Below are 19706 nucleotides of genomic sequence, written 5' to 3' on the forward strand. Positions count from 1 at the left end.
CCCCTCCAAACGCCGTTCGTTTTTATCCTACAGTTCTAACCCAGATTATTTCCGACTCCATAAAGAACGGACATCCCCCGTTCCGTTGCTAACCCATATTCTCCGATTACCATGTGCAGAGAGAATTCGCATCCCCTTCTAAAAATATTGATAATGTAAAATTTTCTTATAATTCATTGCAAAATCATTCTTTTGGCGACCATATTGGTGGGTCTTTTTCCAGCAGCCAGGTATGCGCTGCTTCATTAACGCGTTCCGTCCAGGGATTGTTGTCCAAATGGCGAATCATCCAGCAATAATACATAGCATATCCCGGAGCTGTCACCTGAGGATGCACCAGCCCCCCCGGTATCATCGAGAAACTATTGTGTTTTATTTTAAAAATATCCTCGCCAATAATGGAACAGCCAAATCCCTGTGGTTTGTCAAAACGGTAGAAATAGACTTCCGGCTGCGGGTGATGATGTGGTATATAGCTTGACCAGCGACCGGGATAATTGATGACTTCACCGATAACCAAATTGGAGTACGGTGCATTGGAATAATCAAAAACCGTCCTGACAATCCGTGATGCCGTCTCATTCCAAACTCCCTTGCCAAATTGGGCGCTGTCGCAGTCTTCCGGCTTATACAGCTTGCTGGCAAACATCCTGGGATTATCCGTTTTCTGGACAATGACTTCGCAGGCACCGATTGCCTTAACCTCAACCTTGGTGTTGCGCGGCACATGTAGACACCAGGGACTTTCATCAAACAGGGAATGTCTCTCCATAATTTGTTCTTTCCCCTCCCAGCGGATTGCCAGTTTACCGTTTAGCAGAAGAAAGGCTGTTTCCTGCTTTTCATCCAATAAAGCAGCCTGCTCTCCTTCCTTCCAGGAGCAAAGACCAATATCCATCAGCATATTCTGCTGTTTATTGTACCGCTCTGTGATTTGGTTATAACCACCTTGAATTTTATTAAGATAGCCAATCACTCCACGTCTTCCTCCCATCCAATCTCTGTAATGACCTGCTCCTTTTTACCGGCAATAAAATTCTTGATATCCTGCGCGCTAGGCATAGCCGCCGAACAACTATGGCTTGCCACTACCATCGACGCAGATGCGGTGGCAAATTCCAGAGCTCTTGAAACATCCCATCCTTCTAAGAGGCCGTAAATAAACGCCGAAGCATAAGCGTCACCACCTCCAAAAGATTTTAGCAACTTAACCGAAAAAGTGCCTACCTGATAGGCCCGTTTATTACGGCAATAAGCTACAGATCCCTTTTTTCCATATTTTATAATGGCTATCTGATTGCCGTATCCCAGATATTGATCAGCCAGCTCATATCCTCTCACCGCGTTGCCGGCATCCAGCATTTCCATCAGGTCAAACTCTTCACGCGAACCAATAATAATATCGCTCATTTGCCCTGCCAGCGAATAATATACACCAATTTCCTGTTTCGACTGCCAGGTATAGCTGCGATAATCAATGTCGAAAATAATCAGTGTACCATGTTTTTTGGCGTACTTCATCGCTAAAAAACAGGCTTCACGCGAAGGGCTCGTAGACAGAGCCGTACCGGAAATCAGCAAAATTTTGGCCTTTTTAATATATTCCTCGGAAACATCCTCGGTGGATAACTGCAAATCGGCGACGCCATTCCTATACATGAGTATCCGGCTCTCGGTAGGGCTAAGTATTTCCGTAAACGTCAAGCCCAGCGATTCCCCGTTTTGAGCTGTGGCAACCTGGGATATGTCCACGCCTTCCTTGCTAAAATACCGCTTGATGAACTCGCCGAACTGATCATCGGACACCTTACCCAAAAAACCGACCTTTTTCCCCAGGCGGGCCAGTCCTATGGCAATATTAGCCGGGGAGCCTCCCAGATACATCGAAAAAGTGCTGACTTCAAACAACGGTCTGTGCATTTCGTTCGGATTAAGATCAATTGTAGCCCTGCCGACAGGTATAATATCCATCGGCTTTGCTGCATCAAACTGAATAGAATTCATTTTTGTAACCTCCCTTTAATCGGCCGTCAAGCCCAAAACAAAATCAGTTCTTGTCAAAACGCTTCCGTCCGCCGGATCAACCTGGCGTAAGTGGCAGCAACGCTTGTCTTTTTTCTCTATGCAAGCGGGCTGTCCAGCGTGCTTAAGAGATTTCCCAAATCTGCTGATAGATGTCAATGATGTCCGAATTACCGGTATAGCGGACAGTATTGGCCGGACTGCCGTTATCCAGCGCCTCTTCGAACATCTTATTCAATTGTTTATAGAACTCTTCCTTGTTCACGTTTAATCCTTGTATTCGCGCTCCCCCCCATTGTGACAAGATACGCCAAAATAACAATGAGTAATTGTTGGTTATCTTTTGATAAAAATATACTATAACGCTGTAATTTTTGTCAATATAATTTTTATTTTTAATAATTATTATTTGTTTTAACTGAAAGTTAATCAAAATATCATCAAAAACTATTGAATATAAAAACAAATTAGCATATAATTAATTTTATAGCCACCCAAAGATTTTAACACAAGTGAGGATTATGAAAATGAAAGTAAATCGGATCAGCGAGATTGAAAAATATATACGAACAGTGGAAAACGTATCTCTTGATCAATTATGCGAGATGTTTAAGGTATCAAAAAATACAATTCGCCGGGACATTGCCGAATTAGAAAAAAAAGGCTCCATAAAAAAAGTATACGGCGGCATTACCATCAACTCCAAAAACAACGTCGAGGTTTTTGAGTCGCGGGAAATCACTCATCAGGAAGAAAAAGAAACCATCGGGAAATTAGCCAGTCAGCTGGTTGAAAACGGTGACGTTATTTTTATCGACTCCGGTACAACGACCAAACACATTGTGCCGTTTCTCAAAAACAAAGAAAATGTAACCATCATAACGGCCAACCTCCATGTCATTGTGGCGTCTTTATTCCAGTCTAATCTTCGTCTTATTTCCACCGGGGGCGAACTGTACCGCGAGGCTTACTCCTTTACCGGGCCCAATGTAATCAACTCATTGAAAAGCTATAATATTACCAAGGCTTTTCTGGCCTCCACTGGCATTTCCATCGACAGGGGAGCAACCAATATCTCCCCCCTGGAATCCGAAGCCAAAAAATATGTAATGGCAAATTGCGCGACGGCAGCTCTGTTAGTCGACAGTTCTAAAATTGATATTGCCGCCTTAATGACCTACGCCAGACTGGAAGATTTCGATTATTTTATTAGCGATGCACTGCCGCCTGAGGAATACGTCGAATTTTTCCAGGAACATAATATTACGCTTTTAACTCCGTCAACTGCCAAAACCAGTATAAATAACCCGTCAGCAGAAACCCTAACAGTGTGAAAATCACCCCAAAACCGCTGCGCAACGACCAGGCCGAAGGCAAATTACCGCCTTCGGCTTATTTTGTGCCGAAACAGATTAGTTTATGCCGAAACAGACAGAACGAAACTATTTAAAACAAAAGTACAATATGATAAAAACGGTGAAGCCATTAAACAAAGCCCGACTTATATAAAAATTTAGTCAATTTTGAAAATAAATTAAAAACAGTTGACAAACTAATTATATAATGATAACTTATAATCACGATATTACCATTATATATCATAAAATAATCAAAATATCATCAGTTCAAAACAAAAGAAAGCACAAAGAGACTCTTCCGGATAATTCATAACCGCCTGCAAATAAAAAAGTGCTATATTCATAGTACTTTTTATAAAATAAAAAAAAGGAGAAATGAATATGTCCACTACAGAAGAAATTGCATTTTCCATTATATCCTTGGCTGGCGACGGCAGAGCCGCGCTTACCAAAGCCTTATCTGCCGCAAGAAACGGCGATTTCGGTCAGGCGGAAGCTCTCGTCAAAGAAGCAGATGAAAAACTGCTTGAGGCACACCGCAAGCAAACGGAAGAACTCCTGAAAAAGGAGGCGGACGGATTATTAAAGGACCCATTCAATGTTTTAATTGCCCATGCCCAGGACTATGTGATGACCGGCATGGTAATGAAAGAAATGACCAAGGAAATCATTAATCTCTACCTGCAAATCAAAGCAAAATAGTCCTCTGACGAAAAATGTGTCGAATATAATCTTGTAAGTCATAAATAAGCCTGACTGAAACACGTGTTTCAGTCAGGCTTATTTATGACCGGCGCTCGTACCCGTACAGATCGTCCGCTCACTCCGGAGCAGCAACCGCCCCACCTGTTCGCTATGGGTTGTAAAATATACGCCAACAAAAATAGCCAAAGCCCCGCCGATCTCCTGAATATCAACGGCTTCTTGCAGAAAAAAGGCACCGGCAGCCACGCCGACAACCGGTGTAACATTTTGAAAGATGGCGGTCAGACTCGGGCCTGCCTGTTTTACACCAATATTCCAGAAAAGCATGGCGAGGACACCCCCGAGGAATACCGTATACAAAAAGGCGCTGAACGTCACTGCTTCCAGCACAGTAAAAGTAAGCTGTCCGGCATATATGCCGTAACAGGCCGTAATAATCGCACCAAACAAGCCGGCCCAGGCCGTTGTCGCCAGCGCAGAAATATCCCCCATGACCCTCCGGCCTATAATAGAATAAATCGTCCAGTTAATCTGACAGACAAAAAACAACATGTCTCCGGTATTAAAGGAAATATTTCTGATCACGGCCAGTGACCCCTGGCTGACTACGCATAACGCCCCCGCAAAGGAAATGGCTATACCGGACCACTGCAGCCGATTGAGCCGTTCCTTTATAAAAATGGCCGATAAAAAGGCCGTAAACGCCGGCGAGGCTGCCGCAATCAGCGTACAGTTTGTCACCGTAGAATATTGCAATCCCGTAAACTGGGCAACATTATTGACCGTGATCCCCGTTACGCCCATAAAAACAAGTGGCAGAAAACAATGCCTCGGCGGCAGAATCCCTCTATCTTGCCGCAGGTACAGGATAAAAAATAGAATTCCGCTGATTAGGAAATACCGTCCACTGGTAATGGTTACCGGTGTCCACTCCGCAACCAGCCATTTGATGCATAAGGGCTGAATGCCCCAAAATATAGTCGCAATTGTTAATAATATATAGGTTGTCTTCCTATTAGTCTCCATAAAAGTTCCTTTTGCTTTCCACCATCCCCAGCCAGCCTTGCAAAGGCCGCGGATTTTTGTCATTACAACAGCCGTCTCCCGTAAGACTAAGCAGCTGCTTCAGTTCATACAGGAGACGGCCTTATTGCAACTATTTATAAAATTCCGGGCATTCTTTCAGAGTGATCGGTAAAATTTCACCCGGTCTGGACTGAGCTTTGACACAAACATCCGCGGTTAAAGCTGCGGCATAACCGTCCCAGGAACTGGGCCCGGTTAACCGGCTGCCCGTACTGACAGCATTGATAAAGGCCTGCAGCTCAATGTCGTAAGCTTCAATAAATCTGTCCTTCCAGTCCATGAGAATGGGCCTGGCCAGAGCTGCTTCGCTGCGCAGTTGAACGGTTGCAGGTTCCGGCAGATAAGCCACTCCTGTCTCACCGACAACTTCACATTTAATATCATAGCCGTATGCGCAGTTAACGAAAATTTCGACATCAATGCGGACGCCTTTTTTGGTTTCCACCAGGACGATCTGCGGGTCAGCTAAGTGAGGTGCAGCTTTGCTTGTTTTGCGGGGATATACCACCTGGGCGGATACATATTCGTCATCAAGCAACCAGTGCAATACGTCAATTTCATGGATCATCGTGTCATTAATCGCCATATCCGTGCTGTAGCGGGCATCGACGGTCGGATTGCGATGGGCGGCATGGAGCATTAACGGAGTGCCGATTTTCCCCGCACTGATCGCCTCTTTAAGGGCAACGTAGCCTTTGTCGAAACGGCGCATAAAGCCAACCTGCACAAGATGTTTCCCCTGCTTCATTTCGGCAGCAACGATTTCCAGGCAATCATCGGCTGTTGTAGCCAGTGGCTTTTCGCAAAATACATATTTGCCTGCCTGGACGGCGGATAAAACAAATTCTTTATGGGCCGGACCCCAGCAGGTAACAAGAACGGCGTCCACATCCGCCGCATGGATCAGATCATGGCCATTCTCATACACCTTGGCATCAAGGCCGAGCTTTTGGACCACCGATTTTGCATTATCCGCATTAATATCGTTTACTGCCACAATTTTTCCTCCGGATAATGTGTTGGTAATCCTCCTGATATGCTCCTGTCCGATAGCACCGCAGCCAACAACACCAAATCTTACTGTCATGATAAATCCCCCTTCAAATCTCTATTTATTATTATTTGCTTTCACGCGGGTCTGCATTTCCTCCGGCAACCATATGCCAATCGCGAATCAGCTTCTACGGAAAGCATTGCAAAGACAATTAACTTATACATTTTTGATATAAAGCCCTGTTATACGGATTCGTGTTCTATCGCCATTTCCAGCTTTTTGTCGTACTCGCGAAAATCCTTCTCAATCTGTTCCAGTGAACGCCCCCTTGTTTCCGGAACAAATTTATACGCGAAGGTAAGACCTAAAAGACCGATCACAACAAAAATGTAGAAGGTGGAAGATAAGCCGAATGCGTCCAAAAGCACCGGGAAGCTTAAGCCTACCAGAAAATTGGTGAGCCACAGGCACAAAACCGTCGCACCCATGCCCATACCGCGTAAACGCAGTGGAAATAACTCGGAAAGCATCAGCCAGGTTACCGGAGAAAGAAAACCCTGCTGGAAAAATAGGAAGGTTACCGTTAGCGAAAGCACAACATAGGGAAGATTTGCCGACCCCTCCAGCGTGTGGGATAAAACGCCAATCAAAAACAAAGCGCATATGGTGCCTATTTGTCCTGTCATTAAGAGAGGACGCCGGCCATGTTTTCCCATCATCCAGATGCCAAAGAAGGTGGCCAGGACGGAAATCACACCATTTGCGATGTTGCCGATAAGAGCCGCTTCCGTACTGAACCCGGCTTTCTGCAAGATCTGCGTTCCATAATACATAATGGAGTTAACACCGGAAATCTGCTGGCAGATGGCAATTCCCATCGCAATAAAGACAATTCTGCGGACCCACGGAATCCCGAGGTCTTTAAAGGTCGCCCGCTTCATACCGGATTCCTGCGCAAGAGTGTCCTGAATTTCATTCAGTTCGGCAATGGCCCTGCGTTCATCGCGCGCCCGTTTCAGTACCTCCAGCGCTTCTCCGATCCTGCCGTGAAGGACAAGCCACCTTGGACTTTCCGGCATGGCCAGCATGCCAAACCAGAGAACGACCGCCGGCAGGGAGGCAATGGCCAGCATATAGCGCCAGACATGAGCATTTTCCCCTAACGTAACGCCTAAAACCGCATTAAATACAAAGGCACATAACTGACCGGTTACAATCATCAGCTCGTTCTGGGTAACCATGCGGCCGCGCCGTTCCGCCGGGGACATTTCCGCAAGATACGTAGGCACGATGACCGAGGCTCCGCCTACGGCAAGACCTAAGATAAATCGGGATAATACCATGAATTCCACTGTGGGTGCAAAGGTGCAGCCCAGTGTGGCAAAGAAAAAGATCAGGGCCAGACCAAGCAGCATGGTACGCCGGCCTTTCTTATCCGCAAGCTGGCCGCCCATAAAAGAACCAAGGGCCGCCCCGAATAACAAACCGCTGGCAACTAAACCTTCCAGAAACGGAGTAAGATTCAACTGATCCGGACGTGCCATATAAGGCAGCGCCCCATTGACAACGCCGGTGTCATATCCGAAAAGCAATCCCCCAAAGGTGGACACAATGGTGACTGTCCGTAAAAATTGTTTTGGTGTCCCTTGTTTTCCGCCACTTACTTGTTGCTCCATATTATTTCTCCCTCCATTAATTACGGCCATCCGGCCTAAAATCGATGCATGATTAATTGGGAATATTCTGAAATAATTTAGAAAAATAAGAAACATGACCGTAGACCTCGCCATAGCCGGCAATCGTGAAGCTCCTGTGAAACACTTCGGCCGCTTAGCCGTCAGGCTTTTTTGCCATTGCCTTCACCCTTTCCCGTCTTTATTTGCTCAGAAAATTCTGTTGATTACTGCCATGGATTTTTCTTTGCCGGTCCTGTATACGTCCTCCGGATCCATTTCGTAATATTCCGGTCTGAAAAGTTCCAGGGAAACAACGTCCTCCCGGAAACCGATTTTTTTCAAGGTGGACAGGATGTCGTCCAGATTGATGCATCCTTCCCCGGGCCAGATTCTGTCTTCATCAAGGAGCGAACCGATCGGAAAATCCTCCGTATCGTTGAGATGCACGACAAAAATCTTCGAGCCGTCTGCTTTTTCCAGGTCCTCAAGTCTGGAGCCCATACCGTGGAAATGGAAACAGTCCAGTGTAATGCCCAGATTGTCCCTGTTGACTTCCCGGATAATATCGTAAGCCTCGCCAAAAGTATTGACCGAAGCGGCCGGGTGCCCGATAAATTCAAGAGAAATGCGCATGCCGTAAGGCTTTGCAAAATCGGCCATTTCGCTCAGGGTTTTGATACAGCTCTTTCTGATCTCTGCTCTCGTTACTTTCTTAAGCTCCACTGTCGGCACCGTAATGATGGTATCACAGCCGATTCTCTGGCCGATTTCGCACATATATCGGAGTTCATCCAGAACTTTTTGATATTCTTCAGCTGTGCGGTTGTTAAAAAAACATAAGGTATTGAAGGCATAAGGTTTTACATGATGTGTTTTAAAATAACTGGCAAGATCGTCTACCGTGTGGGTCTTCAAATATTCCGGCAAACAATCCATGGTTCTGATTTCAATTTTGTCGTAGCCGTATTTCTCGCATAATTCCAGATCTTTTTCCAAACTCGATTTTTTTAGTGCCGTTGCCTCATTCATACTTAATTGCATAACGTTATATCCCCTTCCGATATATTTATGAAAACACGGACGACGCTCCTGCTAGACTCCGCATCCGTAAAATCACCACATCACAGTTTAGCGTATTGTTCTCCTGTCAGGCCTACTGTATCGGCTTTATCTTTCAGCCCGAAAATTATCATATGTTTTTTTACGCTTTCGTAGGCACCGGCTACTGCGGCGTGACTGATATCAAAATAATTGGATTCGGGCTTTCCCGTCAGTTGTTCTTTGATTTTACGCGCCACATTATCGTACGATGCCGTTGCAATGTTAATTTTCCGGATACCGTTAGCCAGACAGTTTTGAAAATCCTGTTCCGTAAGCCCCGTACCGCCGTGAAGTACGAGCGGGCATCTTACCGCCGCCGCAATTTCCCTCAAACGGTCGATTCTGAGCTTCGGCTGTTCCTTATAGTTGCCGTGTGCCGTGCCGATGGCAACCGCCAGGGCATCCACCCCTGTTTCCTCGGAAAACCTTACGGCCTCGTCAACACTGGTAAGCAGTACATCCACACTTTTATAATCACCCTCCGCACCGCCTACGCGCCCGATTTCCGCTTCAACATCGGCTCCGTACTTGCGGGCAAGCGCCTTAACCGTTTTTGTTTTGGCTATATTTTCCTTCAAAGAATATTGAGAGCCATCATACATAACCGAAGTAAACCCGATATCCAAAGCCAGCCGGATCGTTTCCAAGGCAAAACCGTGATCCAAATGCACGGCTACGGGAACGCTGGCTTCCTGCGCCGCAGCCACCATCATCGGCCCCAGAACCGCCAGCGGTGAATAGCGCAACCGGCCTTCCGCAATCTGCAAAATAAGCGGTGCATTCATTTCTTCCGCCGCCTGAACGGCTCCCATTACCATTTCCATATTTGACACATTAAAAGAGCCGACGGCATAGGCGCTCTCTGCTGCACTGTGTAACAGACTGCTTAATTTTACAATTGGCATTTTCCATCCTCCGTTAACCGATTCTTTTTAAACTAAAACAGTTCTTTATAGATTTCGATGATCTGTGCTTTATCGGGAACGCGGTACGTATTTTGCGGACTGCCGCTGTCAAGTGCGTCTTCGGCCATTTTATCAAGCTGCGCGAAGAAATCCTCTTTCCTGACACCAAGTTCTTCCAGCCTAGGAATTTCGAGCTCCTTACACAATCGCGCAACTTCCGCTACCATGGCTGTTGCCGCCTCATGATCCGTGCTCTTTTCATCCGCCACCCCCATCACTCTGCCGATTTCAGCAAATCTTGCCGTATGCCCTTCTATGGCAAAAGCAAGGCAGGCCGGAAGAAGAATCGCATTGGATATGCCGTGTGCAATATGGAACAAAGCACCGATCGGCCTGCTCATACCATGAACAATGGTAACCGATGCATTGTTGAAGGCAATACCGGCTTCGTGAGCACCAATGGCCATTTGCAGCCTGGCCGCTTCATTTTTGCCGTCTTTGAAACAAATCGGCAGATTTCTATGAATTTTTTTGATTGCGGCCAAGGCAAAGGTATCGGATAATAACTGAGCTTTTCTGGAAGTATAGGATTCAATCGCATGGGTTAAAGCATCAATCCCTGTTGCCGCTGTAACCTTAGGCGGCGCCGTCATCGTAAATGCCGGATCTACCACTGCCAGGGCCGGCAGAAGGGAAGGACCTGCCAGCAACATTTTGACGTTGTTTTCCGTATCGGCAATGATCGTAAACTTTGTGGCTTCCGATCCTGTACCTGCCGTCGTGGGGACTGCTACCAGGCAAGGCATCGCCACCTGGATTGTTTTGTGCATATAATCACTGATTTTGCCGGAACCTGACAGCATAAGCCCGATGGCTTTTGCCGCATCGATCGGACTGCCGCCGCCGAGAGCGATTAGAAAATCGCAACGCTCTTTCCGGTATAAATTAACGCCGGCTGACACAATTTTATCAGTCGGTTCGCTGTTCACACCATCATAAACCGCATAAGCGATATTGGCTTTATCCAATGCGGCCGTTACCCTTGCCACGTTGCCAAATTGCACCATAAATTTATCCGTAACGATAAGCGCTTTGCTTCCCTGCCCTTGAATGTGTTCACCAAGTTCATCAATAACCCCAAAACCTGATAAAATTTTAGACGGAACCAAAAATTCATTTCCCATGTCCTCACCCCTAATAAGCATAATAGTATTGATATTATTTTGATAATTTTATGATTATATCTTGGGTATAAATTAATATATTTTGACTATTTTGTCAATACTTTTTCGCAATATAAAATAATATTACCAATTATTTATTGTTTTTGTAATTAAGTACAGCTTTAATATAAAAGAATGGGTAACAAAAGATTTATTTTTCTATAAGCAAGCAGGAATATAAAGTATCATCACAATAAACCAGGTATATATCACCATAATCTTATCATTTTTTGATAATTTCATGGTAATATATTCAATAAAATACCGATAAATGCAATCTGGAATTTGCAAGGTTGTTTCCGGCAGCAAGCATGCGCTTATCCCGGGAACATAAAAAATCTTATGCAGCTATTATGATGTGCTGCATAAGATTTTTTATGTTCCCTCAGCCGGTTATGCTTTTTACCAACATAATCTCATTGCCCTGCCGGTTATAGAGTATTTTATCCATCCAAAACATCATCACCGGAATGCCGCGTCCTCGCTCTTCCATCAGCAAACTCTCAAACACCTTTTCCACCCCCATAGCCGTCACCGCTTTCACCTTGATATTGCCGGCAAATCCGTCCCCGTTGTCTTTTACTCTGATGACAAGCAGTTTTCCAATTTTGTTAACCTTGATGCGAATCGTATTGCCATGCTTTACCGCATTGCTGAGGGCCTCGCCGATAACTACTTCGATCTTGGCAGGATCGGCCGAAGGCATCTGCTGCAGAACCGCTCTGATACGCTGCCGGACAAGCTGGCGCCCTCCTGGATCGGAATAGTCAAAACTTAGCGGATATGGCTTTAATCCTCTGACTTGCACACAAAGATCGTTTGCTGTTCCTCTCCGTTTCTGATTCATACGGTACCTGCCTCCCAGCAATTAAATGTATATTTTTCTTCAACTCACTGTGAAATTTTCTTCTAAATCCGCCTTGCAAATTACAGCCCTCTTTCTAATCATTCAGGACATTAGAACTGCCACGGCTCTCTCAAATATATTTAGACAATAATTTCTGATATGAATTGCCGTAATCCTTTAAAAATTAATTGATTCTTTTCAATATATTTTTTAGGTCAACTTCGTTTTTCATTGACGTTGACAATATACCGGGATTGTTTTACACTTCTCTTAGCGAATGATACTTATGATGACAACGGAGGATATTTATGTTCAAAAGCAATTTACCCGATTTAATTTATGCCGCATTATTTGCTGCCGTCATCAGCGTTTTGGGCTTCATTTCCATTCCGCTTCCCTTCAGTCCGGTTCCGGTTACCGGTCAGACACTGGGAATCATGCTGGCCGGCAGCATACTTTCGGCAAGGCAGGCGGGCCTCAGCGTATTAGTCTTTATTCTGATAGGTGCAGCCGGAGTGCCGGTTTTTGCCGGCAGTACCGGTGGTATCGGCATTTTGTTGGGCCCCCGGGGCGGATATCTGTTCGGATTTCTGGCCGGTGCCATCATGATTGCCTGGCTTAGGGGCAAGAATCCGCCAGTCTGGCGCCTTGTTATGGCCAATACTGCCGGTGGTATCGGAATGGTATATCTGTCAGGAGTACTATGGCTAAGTGCGGTTACAGGAATGGCTTGGAGTAAAGCGGTTATGGTAGGCGCCCTGCCTTATATCCCTGGTGATGTGGGCAAAGTCCTGATCGCCGCTTTAATCGGTTCAGCGGTACGCAGACAATTATCGAAAAGCGGGCTGTCTATATGATAAATACAGTTTATCTAATCGGCGGTGCGAGAACACCCATCGGCAAAACCGGCGGCATCCTGCGGGATTACCTGCCGGAAAGGCTGGCAGCCATTGTATTGAACAGATTGATTCATCAATACCGGATACCCAATACTGCTGTTGACCAGGTAATTCTGGGAAATGCTGTAGGTCCTGGCGGCAATATTGCTAGGGTCTCCGTGCTGGAAGCAGGTTGGTCCTATGATATTCCCGCCACGACCGTTGACAGTCAGTGCGGTTCCGGATTAAGCGCAGTTCAGCTTGCTGTCAGCCAAATCCGGGCCGGTGAAGCCGACATTATTCTGGCCGGAGGAACCGAGAGCACCAGCATGGCTCCAAGAAGACAATTCAGTCCCCTGGATCCCCGCTTTCAGGGAGAAACTGTTTTTTACGAACAGGCCCCGTTTTCACCGGATGCGATAGGCAACCCTCCGGTGGGTGAAGCCGCTGAAAATCTCGCAAGGCATCTGAATATCTCTCGGGAAGCAATGGACCTGCAGGCCGTTCATAGCCATCAGACAGCGGCTCAGACAGCGGCGCAAGGTCTGCTGAGCGATATAATCATTCCCCTGGCGTGCCGGGGAAAAACCATCCAGACCGACGAATGTATCCGTAAGCACCTCTCCCGGAAATTGCTGTCCAGAATGAAACCGGCTTTTGTACCAGACGGAGCCATCACGGCCGGCAACACCTGCCTGAAGCATGACGGCGCCGCAGCCCTATTGATCGCCTCCCCGGCCGCAGTAAAAAAATTTCATTTAACGCCACAGGCAGTTATTCGGGCAACGGCAAGCCGGGGCTGTGATCCTAATCTTTTCCCGCTGGCGCCTGTAGGTGCCATACAAAAACTATCGGAAAAATCCGCACTGCCCCTGCACCGGATTGATGCCATCGAAATTAACGAGGCTTTTGCGGTAAAAATACTGGCCTGCTGCCAAAAACTAGGCATTGGGTTGGAAAAGGTTAACCGGCTCGGCGGCGCCCTGGCCTACGGCCATCCTTACGGGGCTTCAGGAGCCATTATTCTGCTGCACCTCTTAAAATCACTGGAACAATGCAAGGGCCGTTACGGAGTAGCTGCTATCGGGGCGGTCGGCGGTATGGGTACGGCCATTCTCCTGGAAAGGTGCTGAAACGATTGCTGATTCATAGCTATTTAGAAAAATATGCCCGGATATCCCCGGATAAACCATGTTTAATTCACGGAAACAGACAGTTGTCCTATGGAGAGTTGTCGGCGCAATCCAGCCGGCTGGCCTGCCACCTGGCAGTTTGTATAAATAAGGGGGATGCCGTATTATTAAAAATCAACGATCCCCTGCAGCAGTTATTATACTTTTTTGGCATTATTAGGGCCGGAGGCATTTGTATCATCCTTGAAGCATCGGCCAGCGACAGCGTATGTCGTCAGATTATAGAACAACAGCATATTGCCTGTTGTATTACGGAAGACTTTATCCTTCCCGGAAAAAAAACAGCAAAGCTGCCGTCTATCACTCCGTCCAGTTTCTTTTTAGGAGCCTTCAGCTCAGGCAGCACCGGCACGCCCAAACTCATCCTGCGTGATCACCAAAGCTGGACCACTGCCTTTCCTGTCCAGAATCGTGTATTTAACTTAAGCCGGGCCGACACCTTATATCTATGCGGTTCACTGAGCTACACGGCCAACCTGAATGCCTGCCTGCATCTGCTTTATACCGGCGGCACGGTGGTTTTGTCCGCTGCTCCTATACCGCGCAGTTGGGTAAAGGAAATCCGTCAATATAAGGTCAGCGCCGTTTTTATGGTACCGGCCAACTATAAATTGCTGCTGAAAGCACTTCATTCACCGCTGGGGTCTATTACCTCGGCTGTCAGCGGCGGCGCCAAACTGGAGCCTTCCACCGCTGAAGAACTGCTGACGGCCTTTCCTCAGGCTGTCATTACCGAATATTACGGAGCCAGTGAACTGGGACATATCAGCTGCCATTCGGCTAAGGAACTGCTTAAGCATCCCGGCTCGGTGGGACGCGCTTTTCCCGGTGCCAGCATTTCCATTATCGACCAGACGATTTGGGTAGAAAGTCCTTATATCGCTCCTGCCTATAAGCCGAAAGCAACCGTCGGTGATCTGGGTGAAATGGATAAAAACGGCTATTTATATATTGGGGGAAGGAAAAACGGATTGATTAATTCCGGCGGAATTAAAATTGTCCCGGAAGAAGTGGAAAAAATCCTGCTGCAATGCCCGGGAATTCAAACAGCCGGTGTTGGCGGTATTGACGATCCCATCCGCGGAAAAAAAGTATGTGCCCTGCTGGTCAGAAACCATCCTGGCGTTACCCTGGAAACCGTATTGCAGCATTGCCGCAGGCGGCTGCAGCCGCAATACATACCGCAAAGAATCAGCTTTGTGACAGAAATCCCGGTTACTGCGGCAGGTAAAATTGACCGGGTCCGTTTAAATAACAGACTGCATCATATTTTTTCCAAACCTTAGCCTGGCATTGCTCTGCAACGCCAGGCATCTGCCTGTAAGGAGAGAAACTATGAATATTAAAATTCTCGGCTCCCAGTGTGCCGTCAGCAACTACTATCAGGAGACGGTGGAAAAAATCGCCCAGTCTCTGAACTTAACCTATACCATTGAGAAAATTGAAGACGATGAGCAATTGCGTCGCTATGCTGTATATATCGGCTGCTTAATCGGCTACTGTCCCGGCTGCAACTATGTCCCCCGGGACAGTTCTGCCGACAAATACACTCCGGCCCTGGTTATCAACGGCGAATTGAAACTGCACAGTTGTTTTCCTTCGGATGAAATATTTATAAAATTACTAAGCGAGTATCTATAATCTAATTTCTTTCTTTAGTGACGGCAATATTTTTCAGCAGTGCCTTCTTTTGTACAAACCACCGGCCCTGCGAGAGGGAAAATAGCACGATGGCCGACCAGATAAACGCAAAGGATACCAGATGAGCGGCAGTAAAGGTCTCATGGTATAGAAAAATTCCCAGCAAAAGGGCAATCGTCGGCGACAAATATTGTATGAAGCCAAGTATGGTCAAGGTTAATTTTTTTGCACCGCCGGCAAATAGCAATAGCGGGATAGCCGTTACGACTCCCGTTCCCGCCAGCAATGCGGCCGTGGGAGTAAAGGCAGAAAACATACCCCCTCCCTGTCCTTCCAGGTATACTAAATACAGCAGCGCCAGCGGCGTCACAATGCAAGTTTCCAGGGTAATGCTGGTAATGGCTGACACATCCGTAATCTTTTTACAAAGACCGTACAAACCAAACGAAACTGCCAGCGATAAGGCCACCCAGGGAAACTTCCCCACCTGCAGCGTCATATTCAGCACACCCATGGCAGCCAAGACAACAGATAATATCTGCCCAAACGACAGCCGCTCCTTTAAAATCAATATTCCTAAAAAAATGCTGAATAACGGATTGATATAATAACCCAGGCTTGTCTCAATAATCTGATTGTTATTAACCGCCCAAATATAAATAAGCCAGTTAATACTGATTAGAATACTCCCCATAATAATTGCCAGCAATTTTTTGCGTTCGGACACAAGGCCACAAACTTCCGTATAAAACTGTTTTTTATGCTTCGCCAGCACAACCACCAAAATCATAAAAATAAAAGACCAAAAAATACGGTGAGCCAGTATTTCGTAGGCCGGAACCTGGGCAACCAGTTTCCAGTAGGCCGGCAATATTCCCCATATTGCATAGGCACCGGCGGCATAGGCTATGCCAATTGTCGTTGTTTTCATACGTATACCGGCCCTTACCCTTTCCTGCCGCCGACAACATGGCAAGGGTTTCCTTGAATGAACGCCAGTATCGTATCCAGATGAATGGAAAGCATATCTGTAATGGCCTCTTCCGTAAACCAGCCGATGTGGGGAGTAATAAGGACGTCATCCCGGCGCAAAAGATGCTGGTTAAGAGCATATGTCTCCAATTGCGCCGCCGTAATATCCGGTCCCACTACGCGATTTTCCTGACATATTTTTTCATCTTCCAGCACATCCAGTGCAACCCCCCGGAGAAGGCCCTGATCCAGCCCCCAGATCAACGCTTTGGTATCACACACTTCTCCCCGCGACGTATTGATGAAGAAAGCGCCCGGCTTAACCTTGAGCAGCCGCTCCTGATTAATAAAGTGGTAAGTAGCCTGGGTTGCGGCCAGATGCAGGGAGATAATATCGCTTCCGGCCAGGACTTTTTCCAAAGGAGCATAGGAAAATCCCAGTTTGGTAGCAACCTCCGTCTTCTGGTTCCTGCTGTAAGCAAGAACGTTCATGCCAAATCCCCTGGCCAGTTCAATAACCTTAAGACCGATTTTTCCCGTACCAATGATCCCCAGCGTCTTGTCTTTTAACTGTCTCCCCCTAATCCCCTTCCAGGAAAATTGATTGTCCTTCGCCCGCAACAAGGCAGTATGAGCATGACGAAGCAGCATCAGCATGAGGGAAACCGTGTGTTCGGCAACAGCATCATCACTATAGCCGGGCGTGTTAGTGACCAGTATCCCGTGCTCCTCACAGACCTTAAGATCCACATTATTAAAGCCGGTGCAGCCTACGGCAATCAGTTTTGTCTCCGGCAATTGTTCAATAATATTTCTGGTTACCGGTGAATAATTGATCACCGATATAATCTGGCAGTCTTTTACTGACGGCACATGCTGTTCGCCCAGCTTATCCGCATAAAACTCCAGTTCAAAACCGGATAAATGCTCACTAAAATAGGCCTGCCGTTTTTTATCGCATTCAAAAAATGCTATTTTTTTTACCTGCATGACGCTCCCCCGTTTCCATGGCCATAATAACTCCGCTTTAACTGAATGATCCCTTTCCTGATTATTGTACTACTTCAACGGCTGAATGCAAATAGCCACCACAGTTTGCTGCCCGGCATCCTGTCTAAAAAAAGGCGAGCAGCGCTATGCTGCTCGCCTTTTCCGACTTACTTTCCGGTTTGTTGCCCTTCCTCCCGCTGCGGATGGGGAAAAATATTAAAATTCTCCACAATAAAGCAATAGACTAAACAGCCGATGGAAACCAGGCCCAGACTGATGATAAACTCCCAAATCGACGGGAAATAAGCGCCGCCCGAATAACTCACCATGGAAGTAAATACGGTATTCATCCGGTTCATGATTACCCCCGCTGTGGTAAGTAAACCGTAAAGGAGCAAACCGCGCTGCGTTTTTGCCCAATCGCTGAAAACAATCACAACCGGCAACACCACCCCTACTACCAGTTCCAGTAAAAACATATTACCCTCTAAATTTCCCCTAAGCATCAGCCCGGTCACATCGCGGGCAACAAGATCGTATAGTTTAAGGACCAGGTACAATACCATGACCCGCCCGCTGATCCGGGCCAGGCCGGTAAGTACCGGCAGTGGTATTTTATGCCCGAAGATCTTTCCCGCCAGGGCCGATTCCACACAGACCATAGCCGGACCAATAAAAAAGGAAGACAGTAGAAAGAATATCGGCAAAAACTCGGTCCACCATAACGGATATACTTTGTGCGCGGCTATTAAAAACAACGCGCCTAAAGAGGATTGATGCAGCGTGGGGAATATAACACCGATGATGATAAGAACCGGAAGCATTTTCTTAAAAACCCGGTGCAGGCGGACGCCGATTTTTTCGGTAACAATTTCGCCGAACTCCAGAACCTGAATCGTTGTATACATAGAAACACACCAGAAGACCTCGAACAATACCGATGCATGGCCCCAGGAAACAAACGGGCGCCAGAAATTAAACCACTGTCCGATATCCAAAAACAATCCCAGCATAACCAGCACATAGCCCAATAGTGAAGTCAGGAGCGCCCCTCTGGCTATCGGATGGTACTTGTCTTTATGTAAAATGTGAACAATCAAAGCGGTAGAATAGCCACCGCCGGCTAAAGCCACTCCGGTTAACACGTCAAAAGCGATCCATAACCCCCACGGCCAGTCATCATTTAAATTGGTTAACAGGCCAAAACCCGTAACGAAACGGACAAGCATGGCTATGACACTGCAAACTGCAATTGCGCTAAGCATTATGCGTGCCGGTGTCACTGTAAAATTCCAGCCAAGTATGTTAATCTTCATGCTTATCCCCCAGCTCTTTCTCCGTCTCCTGCTTGTTTTCCGCCATTTCCTTGCGGCGCCTGATATAAAAAGACATAGCCGTAAGCAAGGCGCCCCACCCTAATGCAATAAACGGTGTATTTTTCAAAAAACGGTGGGTATACCAGGGTAGCGGAACAGTTCCCAGATTGGTTCTGAAGCCAAGCTGCGCAAACGGAACATCTGATATATATAGCCAGCACGTACCGCCGACCTCATCTTGGCCATAGATACTCGGTATATACTGCGGATCAGACTGGATAATATTCCGCGCCCGCTGCAAGAGCTCTGACCGTGTTCCGAACTGCATTACTCCGGTAGGGCAAACAACAACACAGGCCGGGGCTTCCCCCTTTGCCAGACGTGACGAACACAGCTGGCATTTAGCGATTTGTGGAGCGGCTTTACTCCATTCATACTTCGGGATATCGAAGGGACAGGCGATCATACAGTAGCGACAGCCGACGCATAGCTCAGGATAATATACCACCGGCCCGTCGGCATTTTTTTGTAACGCCCGCGAAAAGCAGGCCGAAGCACAGGCCGGTTCTTCACAGTGCATACATTGGCGCTTAGCAAAACGCCAAACCGGTTCACTCCGGGTATCCTGCACCTCACAGGTATTAACGACTGTCCAGTTTTTATCGTTTAATTTTGCCGCCGGGCCGGAGGCCGGCTGCTTGTGATCATACTCCAGATGATTCCACATTTTGCAGGCTACCACACAACTGCCGCAGCCAATGCATTTCGTAATATCAGTCAGTACGCCTTTGGACATTTT

20 protein-coding genes are annotated in these 19706 nt (G+C 46.9%); 6 read left to right on the forward strand and 14 right to left on the reverse strand.

The features are described 5' to 3' along the window. Nucleotides 1-184: 184 nt before the first annotated feature. The 3 genes from P22_RS04365 to P22_RS20370 all read right to left on the reverse strand — a co-directional run bounded on the left by P22_RS04365 (nucleotide 185) and on the right by P22_RS20370 (nucleotide 2287). Nucleotides 185-976, reverse strand: coding sequence for a 5-deoxy-glucuronate isomerase (locus tag P22_RS04365; protein ID WP_054258991.1), 792 nt, complete (start codon nucleotides 974-976; stop codon nucleotides 185-187). Further along, complete coding sequence (iolC, locus tag P22_RS04370) at nucleotides 973-2004, reverse strand: 5-dehydro-2-deoxygluconokinase (RefSeq protein WP_054258992.1); 1032 nt, start codon at nucleotides 2002-2004, stop codon at nucleotides 973-975. Before iolC ends, P22_RS04365 begins: the two co-directional genes overlap by 4 nt. Nucleotides 2005-2146: 142 nt before the next feature. Continuing rightward, the gene (locus P22_RS20370; RefSeq protein ID WP_156318850.1) at nucleotides 2147-2287 is read right to left on the reverse strand and encodes a hypothetical protein; all 141 of its coding nucleotides are present in this window, start codon (nucleotides 2285-2287) and stop codon (nucleotides 2147-2149) included. 262 nt (nucleotides 2288-2549) lie between these two features. Here P22_RS20370 and P22_RS04380 point away from each other — a divergent pair, with 262 nt between their 5' ends. Together P22_RS04380 and P22_RS04385 are read left to right on the forward strand one after the other, a co-directional pair. Continuing rightward, the gene (locus tag P22_RS04380) at nucleotides 2550-3356 is read left to right on the forward strand and encodes a DeoR/GlpR family DNA-binding transcription regulator (protein WP_054258994.1); all 807 of its coding nucleotides are present in this window, start codon (nucleotides 2550-2552) and stop codon (nucleotides 3354-3356) included. 405 nt (nucleotides 3357-3761) lie between these two features. Beyond that, the gene (locus P22_RS04385) at nucleotides 3762-4082 is read left to right on the forward strand and encodes a PTS sugar transporter subunit IIA (protein ID WP_054258995.1); all 321 of its coding nucleotides are present in this window, start codon (nucleotides 3762-3764) and stop codon (nucleotides 4080-4082) included. Between the two features lie 78 nt (nucleotides 4083-4160). Here P22_RS04385 and P22_RS04390 read toward each other — a convergent pair whose 3' ends face one another. The 7 genes from P22_RS04390 to P22_RS04420 all read right to left on the reverse strand — a co-directional run bounded on the left by P22_RS04390 (nucleotide 4161) and on the right by P22_RS04420 (nucleotide 11917). Further along, nucleotides 4161-5174, reverse strand: coding sequence for a DMT family transporter (locus tag P22_RS04390; protein ID WP_235814551.1), 1014 nt, complete (start codon nucleotides 5172-5174; stop codon nucleotides 4161-4163). A 67-nt stretch (nucleotides 5175-5241) separates the two neighbouring features. Beyond that, nucleotides 5242-6258 carry a bifunctional inositol 2-dehydrogenase/D-chiro-inositol 1-dehydrogenase gene (locus P22_RS04395; RefSeq protein ID WP_054258996.1) on the reverse strand — a complete coding sequence of 339 codons (1017 nt, stop codon included), beginning with the start codon at nucleotides 6256-6258 and terminating at the stop codon, nucleotides 5242-5244. A gap of 149 nt (nucleotides 6259-6407) precedes the next feature. Beyond that, complete coding sequence (locus P22_RS04400) at nucleotides 6408-7841, reverse strand: sugar porter family MFS transporter (protein WP_054259092.1); 1434 nt, start codon at nucleotides 7839-7841, stop codon at nucleotides 6408-6410. A gap of 207 nt (nucleotides 7842-8048) precedes the next feature. Further along, entirely contained in the window at nucleotides 8049-8882 is an 834-nt protein-coding gene (locus P22_RS04405) for a sugar phosphate isomerase/epimerase family protein (protein ID WP_054258997.1), read from the reverse strand. A gap of 80 nt (nucleotides 8883-8962) precedes the next feature. Beyond that, nucleotides 8963-9847 carry a class II fructose-bisphosphate aldolase gene (locus P22_RS04410; RefSeq protein WP_054258998.1) on the reverse strand — a complete coding sequence of 295 codons (885 nt, stop codon included), beginning with the start codon at nucleotides 9845-9847 and terminating at the stop codon, nucleotides 8963-8965. A 32-nt stretch (nucleotides 9848-9879) separates the two neighbouring features. Further along, the gene (locus P22_RS04415) at nucleotides 9880-11031 is read right to left on the reverse strand and encodes an iron-containing alcohol dehydrogenase (RefSeq protein ID WP_054258999.1); all 1152 of its coding nucleotides are present in this window, start codon (nucleotides 11029-11031) and stop codon (nucleotides 9880-9882) included. A 424-nt stretch (nucleotides 11032-11455) separates the two neighbouring features. Beyond that, a complete protein-coding gene (locus P22_RS04420) occupies nucleotides 11456-11917 on the reverse strand; it encodes an ATP-binding protein (protein WP_054259000.1) in 462 nt (153 codons plus the stop codon). Nucleotides 11918-12225: 308 nt separating this feature from the next. On the opposite strand from P22_RS04420, the gene P22_RS04425 reads away from it, so the two are divergent. From P22_RS04425 to P22_RS04440, 4 genes are read left to right on the forward strand one after another with little or no spacing between them, the layout of a single operon-like run. Then, complete coding sequence (locus P22_RS04425) at nucleotides 12226-12774, forward strand: biotin transporter BioY (protein ID WP_054259001.1); 549 nt, start codon at nucleotides 12226-12228, stop codon at nucleotides 12772-12774. Then, complete coding sequence (locus P22_RS04430) at nucleotides 12771-13928, forward strand: thiolase family protein (RefSeq protein WP_069972754.1); 1158 nt, start codon at nucleotides 12771-12773, stop codon at nucleotides 13926-13928. The genes P22_RS04425 and P22_RS04430 overlap by 4 nt, the downstream gene beginning before the upstream one ends. Nucleotides 13929-13933: 5 nt before the next feature. Further along, nucleotides 13934-15274: a class I adenylate-forming enzyme family protein gene (locus P22_RS04435; protein ID WP_054259002.1), complete on the forward strand. Its 1341-nt coding sequence runs from the start codon at nucleotides 13934-13936 to the stop codon at nucleotides 15272-15274. A 49-nt stretch (nucleotides 15275-15323) separates the two neighbouring features. Continuing rightward, nucleotides 15324-15629, forward strand: coding sequence for a thioredoxin family protein (locus P22_RS04440; protein WP_054259003.1), 306 nt, complete (start codon nucleotides 15324-15326; stop codon nucleotides 15627-15629). Between the two features lies 1 nt (nucleotide 15630). Here the strand turns inward: P22_RS04440 and rarD are convergent, their stop codons facing one another. The 4 genes from rarD to P22_RS04460 form a co-directional block, all read right to left on the reverse strand. Then, on the reverse strand, nucleotides 15631-16560 hold the full coding sequence (gene rarD / locus P22_RS04445; protein ID WP_054259004.1) for an EamA family transporter RarD: 930 nt from the start codon (nucleotides 16558-16560) through the stop codon (nucleotides 15631-15633). A 14-nt stretch (nucleotides 16561-16574) separates the two neighbouring features. Next, nucleotides 16575-17591, reverse strand: a complete 1017-nt coding sequence (locus P22_RS04450; protein WP_054259005.1) for an NAD(P)-dependent oxidoreductase — start codon at nucleotides 17589-17591, stop codon at nucleotides 16575-16577. Between the two features lie 167 nt (nucleotides 17592-17758). Next, the gene (gene nrfD, locus P22_RS04455; protein ID WP_054259006.1) at nucleotides 17759-18907 is read right to left on the reverse strand and encodes an NrfD/PsrC family molybdoenzyme membrane anchor subunit; all 1149 of its coding nucleotides are present in this window, start codon (nucleotides 18905-18907) and stop codon (nucleotides 17759-17761) included. Beyond that, entirely contained in the window at nucleotides 18897-19703 is an 807-nt protein-coding gene (locus P22_RS04460) for a 4Fe-4S dicluster domain-containing protein (RefSeq protein ID WP_054259007.1), read from the reverse strand. Before P22_RS04460 ends, nrfD begins: the two co-directional genes overlap by 11 nt. Between the last annotated feature and the right edge of the window lie 3 nt (nucleotides 19704-19706).

This window comes from Propionispora sp. 2/2-37 (genome assembly GCF_001298735.1).
Taxonomy (GTDB): Bacteria; Bacillota; Negativicutes; order Propionisporales; family Propionisporaceae; genus Propionispora.